General features: G+C 64.3%; 10 protein-coding genes. 5 read left to right on the forward strand and 5 right to left on the reverse strand.

What is annotated here, in order from left to right; all coding sequences use genetic code 11:
• Positions 1 to 330 precede the first annotated feature (330 nt).
• Entirely contained in the window at positions 331 to 1,338 is a 1,008-nt protein-coding gene (locus AAFG50_RS06200; RefSeq protein ID WP_342714153.1) for a TorF family putative porin, read from the forward strand.
• Positions 1,339 to 1,630: 292 nt separating this feature from the next.
• Here AAFG50_RS06200 and AAFG50_RS06205 read toward each other — a convergent pair whose 3' ends face one another.
• Complete coding sequence (locus AAFG50_RS06205) at positions 1,631 to 3,394, reverse strand: ABC transporter ATP-binding protein/permease (protein ID WP_028174609.1); 1,764 nt, start codon at positions 3,392 to 3,394, stop codon at positions 1,631 to 1,633.
• Between the two features lie 314 nt (positions 3,395 to 3,708).
• Here AAFG50_RS06205 and AAFG50_RS06210 point away from each other — a divergent pair, with 314 nt between their 5' ends.
• Positions 3,709 to 5,373, forward strand: coding sequence for an L-lactate permease (locus AAFG50_RS06210; protein ID WP_011090268.1), 1,665 nt, complete (start codon positions 3,709 to 3,711; stop codon positions 5,371 to 5,373).
• A gap of 132 nt (positions 5,374 to 5,505) precedes the next feature.
• Positions 5,506 to 5,904, forward strand: a complete 399-nt coding sequence (locus AAFG50_RS06215; protein WP_028174610.1) for an META domain-containing protein — start codon at positions 5,506 to 5,508, stop codon at positions 5,902 to 5,904.
• A gap of 67 nt (positions 5,905 to 5,971) precedes the next feature.
• Here AAFG50_RS06215 and AAFG50_RS06220 read toward each other — a convergent pair whose 3' ends face one another.
• The 3 genes from AAFG50_RS06220 to AAFG50_RS06230 all read right to left on the reverse strand — a co-directional run bounded on the left by AAFG50_RS06220 (position 5,972) and on the right by AAFG50_RS06230 (position 9,510).
• Positions 5,972 to 7,183 (reverse strand): hypothetical protein, encoded by a 1,212-nt coding sequence (locus AAFG50_RS06220; protein WP_028174611.1) that lies wholly within the window; start codon positions 7,181 to 7,183, stop codon positions 5,972 to 5,974.
• 233 nt (positions 7,184 to 7,416) lie between these two features.
• On the reverse strand, positions 7,417 to 9,048 hold the full coding sequence (gene groL / locus AAFG50_RS06225; protein ID WP_011090265.1) for a chaperonin GroEL: 1,632 nt from the start codon (positions 9,046 to 9,048) through the stop codon (positions 7,417 to 7,419).
• Positions 9,049 to 9,213: 165 nt separating this feature from the next.
• Positions 9,214 to 9,510, reverse strand: a complete 297-nt coding sequence (locus tag AAFG50_RS06230; protein WP_011090264.1) for a co-chaperone GroES — start codon at positions 9,508 to 9,510, stop codon at positions 9,214 to 9,216.
• 312 nt (positions 9,511 to 9,822) lie between these two features.
• Between AAFG50_RS06230 and AAFG50_RS06235 the strand changes: the two genes are divergently transcribed.
• Positions 9,823 to 10,344, forward strand: coding sequence for a hypothetical protein (locus AAFG50_RS06235; protein ID WP_028174612.1), 522 nt, complete (start codon positions 9,823 to 9,825; stop codon positions 10,342 to 10,344).
• 189 nt (positions 10,345 to 10,533) lie between these two features.
• Here AAFG50_RS06235 and AAFG50_RS06240 read toward each other — a convergent pair whose 3' ends face one another.
• Complete coding sequence (locus AAFG50_RS06240) at positions 10,534 to 11,316, reverse strand: protein phosphatase CheZ (RefSeq protein WP_028174613.1); 783 nt, start codon at positions 11,314 to 11,316, stop codon at positions 10,534 to 10,536.
• Positions 11,317 to 11,630: 314 nt separating this feature from the next.
• On the opposite strand from AAFG50_RS06240, the gene AAFG50_RS06245 reads away from it, so the two are divergent.
• Positions 11,631 to 12,440 (forward strand): L,D-transpeptidase, encoded by an 810-nt coding sequence (locus AAFG50_RS06245; protein ID WP_028174614.1) that lies wholly within the window; start codon positions 11,631 to 11,633, stop codon positions 12,438 to 12,440.
• Positions 12,441 to 12,483 lie beyond the last annotated feature (43 nt).

Here is a 12,483-nt window from a genome sequence, read left to right on the forward strand (position 1 = left end):
TGCATCGCGGCTGTGGCTGCCGGAGGCCGCCATTCCCTGGCGCCAGTCCGATTCGTAGCGCGCGGAGCACGGTACTGCGGGTCTCCGTACTAACCCCGTCCTCCAGTGCCCTTTGGAGGGCAAATAATGTGATCGAGAAGCCACACAGGCAGACAACCTTTCGTGAAATCGTCAGAACGCCTAAAAAGTCAGCAGATGCCCGCGTTTTTTGCTTCACGGTTCACATCCTCCGATCCAGATTGCCGCAGTCATGAATTTTTGATGTTGGGTCGTACGCCCCGGGGGGCTTCCGGGAAACCGACTAGGTGAGAACTGGTGATGGGGATCGAAATGAAAAAAGTGGCTTTGTTGGCAACGGCGCTGGCAATTGTGACGACGGGTTCGGCTTTCGCGGCGGATATGGCGGTGAAGGCCAAGAAGGCCCCGCCGGTCGCTGCCTTCGACCCCTGGGACATCGCCTTCGGCGGTGCGCTCGTCAGCGATTACATCTTTCGCGGCGTGACCCAGTCGAACCACCAGCCGTCGGTCGCCGCTTATTTCGAGCCGCGCTACAACGTCACCAAGGACCTCCAGCTTTACGCCGGTGTGTCCGCGGAGAGCATCTCCTTCGCCAACCGCGCTGCGGCTGAAGTCGACGTCTACGGCGGTATCCGCCCGACCTTCGGCGCCTTCGCCTTCGACTTCGGTATCTGGGGCTACCTGTATCCGGGCGGAAGCTGCGCCGACAACGTGCTCACCGGCGGCGTTCCCGGCGGCAACGTCTGCGCCGTCAGCACCACCACGATCTTCCTCGCCGACGGCAACGTCATGAAGAAGAACGTCAGCTTCTTCGAAGGCTATGCCAAGCTGAACTACACCATCAACGACAACTGGGCCGTCGGCGTGAACGAGTACTACTCGCCGAACTTCCTGAACTCGGGTGCCTGGGGCAACTACGCGTCGGTGACTGCCAAGTACACCGCGCCCAGCACGGTCTTCGGTCCCTCGGGCGTCGGCATGTACGTGTCGGGTGAGTTCGGCCGCCAGTGGTTCGGCACCTCGGACGCCTTCTACGGCACCGGCGCCGGCACCGTTTTCGCCAACGGTATTCCCTACAAGGACTACAACACCTGGAACGTCGGCATCGGCTTCACCTACAAGGTGTTCACGCTGGATCTGCGTTACTCCGACACCGACCTGAACAAGGGTGATTGCAACGCCTTCACCAGCGCCTTCAATGCCACCGGCACCACCAACGTCACCCCGATCAACCCGAGCGGCGCTGGCTCCAACTGGTGCGGCGCGGCCGGCATCGCCAAGCTGTCGTTCGACCTGACGGCGATGACCAACCTGAAGTAAGTTTCTTCCCGAAACGACTTGCTGAGGGCGGCAGAGCAATCTGCCGCCCTTTTGCTTTTTGCGGCCTGGAGCGCTGCGATCGTGCCGGGCCTTCATGGTTTTCTAGGCGATGCGAAGCATCGTCCGGGAGACGCGCCGCAAGGGCGGCGCTCCTCACCATGAGGATCTGGGATTTTGCCGCGAAGTCCGACCTCATCCTGACGGCCCGCCAAAGGCGGGCGTCGCGGAGGATGGGCCGCAAGGAAAGGCCCTTATCGAGGTCCTTCGACTACGATAGCGATCGTCTTGCGCCTCAGCGCGCCACGGTCGATTCCGCCTGGACCGGCTCGCCGCTCTTGCCGAGGACGTGGATCTGGCCGTCCTTCACCATCGTCACCTTGCGGGTATGGAAAGCATCGAGGGTCGAGCGATGGCCGATCGAGACGATGGCGGCTTGCGGCAGCCTCTCCGTCAGCAGCCGGTACAGCCGGGCCTCGGACGGCTCGTCCAGCGAGGCGGTGGCCTCGTCCAGGAACAGATAGTCCGGCGCATGCAGCAGCGCGCGGGCGAGACCCAGACGCTGCTGCTCGCCGAGCGACAGCATCCGGTTCCAGTGCCCGTCCTCGTCGAGCCGCTCGGCGAGGTCGGGCAATCCGACCGCGATCAGCGCGTCCTGGACGCGCGCGGCGTCGAATGTATCAGGCGCTGCGGGATAGACCACGGCATCGCGCAGAACCCCGACGGGGAAATAGGGGCGCTGCGGCAGCATCATCAATTTCGCCCTCTCAGGGACGACGATGGTGCCAGTGCCGAACGGCCAGATGCCGGCGATGGCCCGGAACAGCGTCGACTTGCCGGAGCCGGACGGCCCCGTCACCAGCACGCGCTCCGGCACCTGGATGGCGAAGGCGCCGGCGGCGACCAGCGGCGTGCCGTTGGGCAGGTTCACGCAGAGCTGCTCGAGGTCGATATTGCGGTCGCCGCCGGCGGCCTCGAGGGCGATCGCCGGCTCGTGTGCCGGCAGGTTCGCGGCTGAATCGACCGACATCTCGAAGCCATCGAGACGCGCGACGATCGAGCGCCATTCCGCGAGCGATCGGTAAGCCGTGACGAAGAACGACAACGCGCCTTGTACGCTGGAAAAGGCCGATGCGGTCTGCATCATGTCGCCGAGCTGGATCTTCTTGGCGAAGAAGGCCGGCGCCACCAGCACATAGGGAAAGATCACGGCGGCCTGCTGATAGCTCGCGGTGAACGCGGTGAGGCGCTTGGTCCGGCTCATGATGGCGTACCAGTTGCCGATCACAAGGCCGAAGCGACCCAGGAGCCGGCCGCGTTCGGCCCCTTCACCCTTGAGCAGCGCGATCTGCTCGGAATTCTCGCGGACGCGGACGAGGTGGAAGCGGAAGTCGGCCTCATAGCGCTGCTGCTCGAAATTGAGGTTGACCAGCGGAGCGCCGATCCAGTGCGTCAGCGCGGTGCCGAAGATCGCGTAGACCAGCGCGCCCCAGCAAAGATAGCCCGGGATCATGAGGTCGGTGCCGAACAGGTGCAGCGGTGCGGCGTTGGAGAGACCCCAGAGGATGATCACGAAGGAGAACAGCGTCACGATCGACGAGAGCAGGCCGAGCCCGATCGTCAGGGTCTGCTCGACGAAGTTCTTGACGTCCTCGGTGATGCGCTGGTCCGGGTTGTCAGCCGCATCGCCCTTGAGCTGCATGCGGTAATGCGTGGCGCCTTGCAGCCATTCGCCCAGATAGTGCCGGGTCAGCCATTGCCGCCAGCGGATCTGGAGCCATTGGTTCAAGTACAGCTTGTAGACCGCCAGCGCGATAAACATCGAGGCGAGGGCGACGAAAATCCAGATCTGCGTGACGAACGCGTCCCAGTCGCTCGCCTGCAGTGCGCTGTAGAACCGGTTCTGCCACTGGTTCACGAGCACGTCGATCGCGACCAGCGCCAGCTCCATCGCGATCACGGCGGCGAGCAGGCCGCGGCCGACCCATTTGTCCTCGGATCGGAAATAGGGGACGGCGATTCGCCAGACGATCGCGAGCGTGGCGCTGATGTTCTTCACAGAGCTCTGTCTCCTGAGGGGATGTGCACAAATGCCTGGAGCCAAATGGCTGAGGCAACGGCCGAAATGGGCGCGCTTAGACTAAAGTCGCAAGTTCTGCAATTTGCGTTGGCTTGTCGGCGCTTGCAACCCTAGCATGGGGTTTAACGGCGCGGGGTGGGGGCCTTCGGGACTTCGCGAGCTTGTGAGCGGACGGGAACCGCCGCATTCGCGAGGAATTCGCGTCCAGCTCGGGGGTTATCGCTTCCAGCGTCAAGCAGGTTCGGCTGTCCACGCGGGCCGCCTGCGGCACACATGCGTGGGGGAGGAAGACCATGTGGAATCAAATCTATGATCCGCTGCACAACCCTGTGCTGTCGACGATCGCCGCGGCGGTACCCGTCGTCACGCTGCTGGTCCTGATCGCGAGCGGCCGCGTCCAGGCGCATATCGCGGCCATCATCGCCGTGATCGTAGCCAACCTGATCACGATATTCGTCTTCACCATGCCGGTGAACATGTCGATCCGCGCCTCGATCCTCGGCGTCGTGACCGGCTTCTTCCCGATCGGCTGGATCGTTCTCAACGTCATCTTCCTCTACCAGGTGACGGTGACCACCGGACGCTTCGAATTGCTCAAGCGCGCGGTCGGCGGCGTCACCGAGGACCGGCGGCTGCAATTGCTGCTGATCGCGTTCTCGTTCGGCGCCTTCTTCGAGGGCGCCTCCGGCTTCGGCACGCCGGTTGCGATCACCGGCGCGGTGCTGATCGGCCTCGGCTTCTCGCCGCTCGCCGCTTCCGGCCTGTCGCTGATCGCCAACACCGCGCCGGTCGCCTATGGCGCGCTGGGCACGCCGATCCAGGGCCTTGCCTCGGTCACCGGGCTCGATCCCTACATCCTCGGCGCGATGGTCGGACGGCAGTTGCCGTTCTTCTCGCTGATCGTGCCGTTCTGGGTGGTGTGGGCGTTCGCAGGCTGGAAGGGCATGAAGGACGTTTGGCCGGCGATCCTCGTCACCGGCGTGTCGTTCGCGGTCCCGCAATTCGTGATCTCGAACTTCATCAATCCGTGGATCGTCGACATCGGCGCCTCGCTGATCTCGATGGGCGCGCTGATCCTGTTCCTGAAGGTGTGGCAGCCCAGGCAGCTCTGGCTGTCGCCGGCGCTGCGCGGCCGCGACGAATCGGCCTCCACCATGGCCGCCGCAAAGCCGCTGGACAAGACACCGCTGACGCAAAGCGAACTCTTCAGCGCGCTGCTGCCATGGATCATGGTCTGCATCGTGATGCTGGTCTGGGGCAATGGTGGCTTCAAGACCTGGGCGAACTCGATCTTCACCTGGAACTATCCCGTTCCCGAGTTGCACCAGATGATCAACAAGATGCCGCCGGTCGCGCCAGGGCCGACCAAGGAGAGCGCGGTGTTCGGCTTCACCTACCTGTCCTTCACCGGTACGGGCATGCTGATCGCGGCGATCATCTCCGGCTTCCTGATGGGCGTCGGTCCCGGCAAGCTCGTGACCGAGTACGCCCGCACCATCCGGCTGTGCGCGATCTCGCTGATCACGATCTCGGCGATGCTCGCGATCGGCACGCTGACGCGCCTGTCCGGCGTCGATGCGACGCTCGGTCTCGCCTTCGCCGCAACCGGCGTGCTCTATCCCTTCTTCGGTACGCTGCTCGGCTGGCTCGGCGTGGCGCTGACGGGATCGGACACCGCCTCCAACGTGCTGTTCGGAAACTTGCAGAAGATCACATCCGAGCAGCTCGGCCTGTCGCCGATCCTGATGGGCGCGGCGAACTCCTCCGGCGGCGTGATGGGCAAGATGATCGACGCGCAATCGATCGTCGTCGCCTCCACCGCCACCAACTGGTACGGCCATGAAGGCACGATCCTGCGCTTCGTGTTCTGGCACTCAATCGTGCTGGCCTGCCTCGTCGGCGTGCTCGTGACGTTGCAGGCCTATGTCTGGCCGTTCACGGCGATGGTGCTGAAGTAACAGGCTCCACTTCGACGCAAATCCCCGCGGGGTTCACCCCCGCGGGGATTTTGCGTCCGTGCTGAGAGAACCTTCTCAATGGCGCCGCCGTCTTATAGAAGGTGCGGCAAATCAGGTCGCTCGAGAGGTTTCATGGTTTCGCTCAGGCATATGGTGTGTGCGACGGTTGCAGTGCTTGCGATGTCCACTGTCGCGCGTGCGGAGGATGGTTTTCCCTTCGGCACCGAACTGACGCTGGAGGCGTCGCCGCAGCCGGGCTCGAAGCGGATTCCGAACATCGAGATTGGAGACAATGGCGAGGTCGTGCTGGAGCTCTGGTGCAAGGGCGGCAAGGGCCAGTTCTCGGTCGCCGGCAACACCGTGATCTTCGTCCCCGGGCAGATCCAGGACCGGTCCTGCCCGCCGGCAAAGGCCCAGGCCGACGACGATCTCGTCGCAGCGCTCGGCAGCGTCGAGACCTGGAAGCGCCAGGGCGACGTGCTGACGCTTCTCGGCCCCAAGCCGCTGCGCTTCCGCGCGAACGGCAATTAGCCTCGCTGTCATACCCCGCGACCCGGCTACGCCAAAGGCTTCGCCGGGGTTGAGGTGGTGTCTCCGTCTATTTCCACACCGACTTGTCGGCGTCCCAGCGCTGGCCCTTCAATTCCTTAGCGAGCGCCTCGACCGAGCCGTTGTCGTCGGGCTGGTCGCCCTCCTCGTCGGCCGAAGCTTCGTCCGAGAGATTGAGCTTGGCGCCGCTGCTCTCGTCGGCGGTCGTGGTGGCGGGGCTGCCGATCCAGAGCATGAGCTTGTCGGTCGTGCCGGGCTTGTCCGGCGAGATGAGCCCTGCGACCTCGATCGTGTCGGTCAGATCGAGCGTTGGGAAATCCTGGTTCGGCCGCTTGAAGACCAGCTTGAGCTTGCCGGTGGCCGGGTTGAAGTTTTGCGAGACCGGCTTTGCCGCGAGCGTCCGGCCCAGCACGCCCGCCACGGCGGCTGCGAGCTTGTCGCGGTTGATCTTGTCGCCGTCGCGCCAGTCGGCCGCGGCGAAGCGGATGGTGCGGTCCATCTCGGTCATGCCTGCGGTCCAGCCCGCGGCGGTGACGCCGGGCATCGCCTTGAATTTTGCCAGCAGCGCGCCGGCGCGCTCCGGGTCGACCGACATGTTGATGGTCTGCTCGCCGGCGCGCAACGCGTCGCAGCCGACGGTGAGACTCGCCAGCGTCACCTCGACCTCCTGGCCCTTCAGGCTCTTCAGGAACTCGGTCGCGGCATCCAGCTTGACCTTGACCGCGATCGCCTCCGGCGAGACGTCGGTGAAGTCCTTCGGCTGCGGCGTGATGCCGTCGTCGGAGGTCTGGTTGTCCAGAAACTCCTTCTCGCTGAGATCGGAATTGTCGGGCGAGGTGACCTCGGTCACGGCCTGGCCGATTCCAATCTGGCCGCGGAATTCGAAAGTGTCTCCGGTCGGCTTGCGCAGCAGCTTGACGGTGACGGGCGCCTTCGCGCCGAGGCTCTGCGTCGTGCCGGTCAGCGTCTGGCCGGCGACCTGGAGATTGACGACGAAGCGATCCTTGCGGTCGGAATTTTTCGCGACCGGATAACAGACGTCGAGCACGGCCGCCGTGACCGTCTTGCCCTGGCGCGTCTCCTTCAGGATCACGTCGGCATTGCCGTCCATCAGCCCGTCGATCGAGGTGAAATAGCGCGTCTCGGGGCCGCCCGGCACCGTCGCCTTTGGCGACAGCTTCATCTGGGCGGATGCGACCTCCGGCGAAACAGCAAGCAGAGCCGCCACAAGGGCCGTGGAGCAAACCAGAAGCGCGCGCATCGATAAAATCCTCGAGCAAGGGAGCATGATCCGGAAGAGTGTGACCGAAAAGATCATGCTCAAACAACAACCTAAAGCGTGATGACGACTCGTTCCGATCGCATCGCGCTCTAGAATCGGCGCCACCGTAATGGGTTTTGGCCGTCGGTTGAATCGGAAAGCGTGAGCCATGGTCGGCAAAAAAGAAGGCCGCCCGGAGGCGGCCTTCGCAACATTGTCAGGGAACGGTGGGCTCAGAAGCCGCCCATGCCGCCGCCGGCTGGCATCGCGGGCGGAGCGTCCTTCTTCGGCGCCTCGGCGACCATGGCTTCGGTGGTCACCAGCAGGCCGGCCACGGAGGAGGCGTCCTGGAGCGCGGTGCGCACCACCTTGGCGGGGTCGATGATGCCCTTCTCGACCATGTCGACATAGTCCTCGTTCTGGGCGTCGAAGCCGAAGGTCTCGGACTTGTTCTCCAGGATCTTGCCGACGACGATCGAGCCTTCCACGCCCGCGTTCTCGGAGATCTGGCGGATCGGGGCTTCCAGCGCCTTCAGCACGATGTTGATGCCGGCCTGGACGTCGTCATTGGCGTTGGTGAGACGGCCCACCGCCTTCTTGGCGCGGAGCAGCGCGACGCCGCCGCCGGGGACGATGCCTTCCTGCACCGCGGCACGGGTGGCGTTGAGGGCGTCCTCGACGCGGTCCTTCTTCTCCTTGACCTCGATCTCGGTCGCGCCGCCGACGCGGATCACCGCGACGCCGCCGGCGAGCTTGGCGAGGCGCTCCTGGAGCTTCTCGCGGTCGTAGTCCGAGGTGGTCTCCTCGATCTGCGCCTTGATCTGGCCGACGCGGGCCTCGATGTCGGGCTTCTTGCCGGCACCGTTGACGATCGTGGTGTTCTCCTTGTCGATCACCACCTTCTTGGCGCGGCCGAGCATCTTCACCGTGACGTTCTCGAGCTTGATGCCGAGCTCTTCGGAGATGAGCTGGCCGCCGGTGAGGATCGCGAGATCCTCGAGCATGGCCTTGCGGCGGTCACCGAAGCCCGGCGCCTTGACGGCGGCGACCTTGAGGCCGCCGCGCAGGCGGTTGACGACCAGGGTGGCCAGCGCCTCGCCCTCGACGTCCTCGGCGATGATCACGAGCGGCTTGCCCGACTGCACCACGGCTTCGAGCACCGGCAGCATGGCCTGGAGGCCCGAGAGCTTCTTCTCGTGCAGGAGGATGTAGGCGTCCTCGAGCTCGGCGGTCATCTTCTCGGCGTTGGTGACGAAGTAGGGGCTGAGATAGCCGCGGTCGAACTTCATGCCCTCGACGATGTCGACCTCGGTGTCGAGCGACTTGTTCTCCTCGACGGTAATGACGCCCTCGTTACCGACCTTCTGCATCGCCTGCGCGATCATCTTGCCGATGGCGGCATCGCCGTTGGCCGAGATGGTGCCGACCTGGGCGACCTCGGAGGAGGAAGCGACCGGCTTGGCGCGCTTCTCGATGTCCTTGATGACGGCCGCAACTGCGATGTCGATGCCGCGCTTGAGGTCCATCGGGTTCATGCCGGCGGCAACCGCCTTGGCGCCTTCGCGCACGATGGCCTGGGCCAGCACGGTCGCGGTGGTGGTGCCGTCGCCGGCGAGGTCGTTGGTCTTGGAAGCGACCTCACGCACCATCTGGGCGCCCATGTTCTCGAACTTGTCCTCGAGCTCGATCTCCTTGGCGACGGTGACGCCGTCCTTGGTGATGCGAGGCGCGCCGAAGCTCTTCTCGATGACGACGTTGCGGCCCTTCGGGCCGAGCGTCACCTTGACGGCGTTGGCGAGAATGTCGACGCCGCGCAGCATGCGTTCGCGCGCGTCTCCGGAAAACTTGACGTCTTTGGCAGCCATTTCTGCAATCCCTCGTGTTTCGTGCTGTGTCTTGTTTCGTGCTGCGTCTTGCCGCTTTGCCGGCCGCATCGATTCCGGGATCCGCAGGTCGAACCCGGCGGAAGTATGGATGCCCGGATCACGCGATCCGGGCATGACATTCAGCGGCCGTTCAGGCTGACGGCCTTAGGCCATCACGCCCATGATGTCCGACTCCTTCATGATCAGGAGCTCTTCGTTGTCGATCTTGACCTCGGTGCCCGACCACTTGCCGAACAGCACGCGGTCGCCGACCTTGAGGTCGATCGGGATCAGCTTGCCGGTCTCGTCACGGCCGCCGGGGCCGACGGCGACGACCTCGCCCTGGGAGGGCTTTTCCTTGGCGGTGTCCGGAATGATGATGCCGCCCTTGGTCTTTTCCTCGGCGTCGATACGTTTGACCACGACACGGTCATGCAGCGGACGAAATTTGGATTTAGCCATGACGTTTCCCTTTGGAGGCTCGCTTCGGAAGTAGTGGAAGTGGGTGGGGCGGCGCTTCCGTCCACCCTCGTCCCGAGGATCGAACGGCGCGCTTAGCAATCGGGCTTTCCGAGTGCTAATAGTGCGCCCGGAAATATGGCTTGGCCGCGATCCTGTCAAGCAAAGGTGGTTAAGCGATTGGTGAGGCGGATATAGGATGGTGGCATTGGAAACGTGTTCGGGGCGCCGGCGTATCAAACGTCATTGCTCCGGTGGCGGTTTTGCGCTTGGCTGCAGGAGGGGTGCGGCCATGGTCTTGTTCGGGGGAATGCCATGATCACTTCAGCTCACGCGCGCAGGGTTGCCAATCTGGCGGCCGCATCTGGCCTGGCGTTGCTGCTTGGCGCCTGCGGCGGCGGCATGAGCCTGCCGTCCTTCTCGTCGTCTTCGCCGCCGCCCGAGGCAGAGCCCGGTACCGGCCCGGAAATGCCGGCGAGCATCCGCGCCGACGAGATCGTCGGCCGCTGGGGTCTCGCCTCGTTCCAGAACCCGGCCGACCGCGCCCGCACCGAGGCCGCCGCGCGGTCCCAGTGCAAGAATCCTTACGTGATCGGCGCCGGCACCTCCGGCGGCGTGGTCATGCATCTGGCCGACCAGGCGACACCGCAGGAATTGCGGCTGAAGGGCTCGCCCAGCGGCAAGAACTATATCGGGCCGGCCGGTCCGACCCCCGGCGAGCAGGACCGCGAGATCGTGTCCTTCGACGGCCGCGTCCTGATTACCCGCTTCATCGACAAGGACGCCGCCACCCGCTACGGCAACATGGTCTACGTCCGCTGCGCCCCGAGGGCGTGATGTTCTTCCCGTCATTCCGGGGCGATGCGAAAGCATCGAACTATGGTGCGCAATTGCGCACCTGAGAATCTCGAGATTCCGGGTTCGGTCCTGCGGACCGCCCCGGAATGACAGCGTGAGATAAATCCCCAAAAAACAAAAAACGCCGGCTCGCGCCGGCGTTTTGCTTTTCCGTAATCTCGCGTCCGTTCAGTCGAACAGCGCGTCGATGTCGTCCTGCGAGGCATGGCCGACGTCGCCGGCGAGCTTCGGACCGTTGAGGAGTTTTTCGTCCTCGCTGCGGGTGTCGGCCGGCGCCGGCACATGGGCCTTGATCGCGTCGACGCCGCCCCAGATCTCCATCATCGCGTTGATGTGCTGCTCGATGAACTTCATCGTGGTCATGACCTTGCTGATGCGCTGGCCGGTCAGGTCCTGGAAGTTGCAGGCCTCGAAGATCGAGATGACGCGTTCCTGGATGTCGTCGGCGAGCCGCTTCTGCTGGTCGGCCGATTGCACCTTGGACATCGCGCTGGCCGCCTGGTCGATCGACTCGGCGGCTTCCAGGATCTGCTGGGTCGCCTGCTCGGTGCCGCCGACGACCGCGCCGAGTTCGCCATTGACCTTGGCCATCTCGCCGCCGTCGAAGCTCTTGCCGTGCAGCGTCGCAATTTCGCGCTTGGTGCGGTCGATGGCGTCGTGGATGAGGTCGAGCTCGACCTTCAGCTTCTCGCACTGCTCGATCTGCGCCCGGTAGGTGTCGAGCATGGTGCGCGTCTCGGCAAGCTCATGGGCCGTGGAAGCGTCGATCGCCGCCATCGCCGCGCTGGCGGACAGCGGGGCAGCGGTGCCCTTCGCCATCTGTGCGCGGATCGCGCGCAGCTCCGCCATGATCTCGCTATGCATCGGCGCAGCCTCCTCAATCATTTCGGGGCTGGGCATCTCGCCGACAATAGCCTCTTCGACACGAAAACGTTTGCGGTGAATAGCCATCAGAAACTCCCCCCACCTCACTCACGCGTCTTTGTAGGCAGAAGCAATTTAACACGAGGTTCACGACCGGAACTGTTGCGCGGCCGCGCGCGACGACGCGAGAAGAAGCGATTAACCATGAGCATGAGGCTTTCATCGAAAATAAACGCTGATCGCCAAATTGGGCTCTCGCTCGCGACGTGGTGAATCAAAACGGCGTTTCCGTTTACCAAACGAAACGCCTTTTGCTCTTTATTGACCACGTCGCGGACGCCGATCAGCCATCAGCTCTGCACGACGCATGTGATCTAGACGAAACAGTACAGAGTACGTCGATGTTCAAGAAAATGTCTGTCGCGCTGCTCGGCAGCGCTTGCACCCTCGTTGCCGGCGCAACCAGCGCCAGCGCCTTCGACAATACCGTTCCGAACGATCCGCCCGCGGTGCTTTATCAGCCGCAAGTGCCGCCGGCGCCGGTGCGCGTCGCCTCCAACGCGAACATGGGCGGCGGCTTCATCGAGTTCCTGTTCGGCGATGGGCCCGGCCGCGGTCCGGCCTACGCGCCGCCGGTGTATCAGCAGCAGCCGGGCTACAACGATCCGCGCCGCCTGCCGCCGATAGGCGAGCCGCAGATGCAGGGCGGATATCAGCAAGGCGCAGGTCTCCAGCAGGAGGCTGTCGATCCGCGCCAGCGTCAATTCGATCCGAAGTTCGAGAAACAACTCGTTGACTATAGCGGCAAGGAAAGTGCCGGCACGATCGTGGTCGATACGCCGAACAAGTTCCTCTATCTCGTCGAGGGCAACGGCCGGGCGATGCGCTACGGCATCGGTGTCGGCCGTCCCGGCTTCACCTGGTCCGGCGTCAAGTCGATCACGGCCAAGCGCGAATGGCCGGACTGGACCCCGCCGGCGGAAATGATCGCGCGCCGCCCCGACCTGCCCAGGCACATGGAAGGCGGTCCGGAAAACCCGCTCGGCGCGCGCGCGATGTATCTCGGCTCCACGCTCTACCGCATCCACGGCTCCAACGAGCCCTGGACCATCGGCACCAACGTCTCCTCCGGCTGCATCCGCATGCGCAACGAGGACGTCATCGACCTCTACGGCCGCGTCAATGTCGGCACCAGGGTCGTGGTGATGTGAGGTCCGAGCCCCGAAATGAAAACGGCCGCCCCATCGGCGGCCG

Source organism: Bradyrhizobium sp. B039 (genome assembly GCF_038965675.1).
In the GTDB taxonomy this organism is placed as follows: domain Bacteria; phylum Pseudomonadota; class Alphaproteobacteria; order Rhizobiales; family Xanthobacteraceae; genus Bradyrhizobium; species Bradyrhizobium diazoefficiens.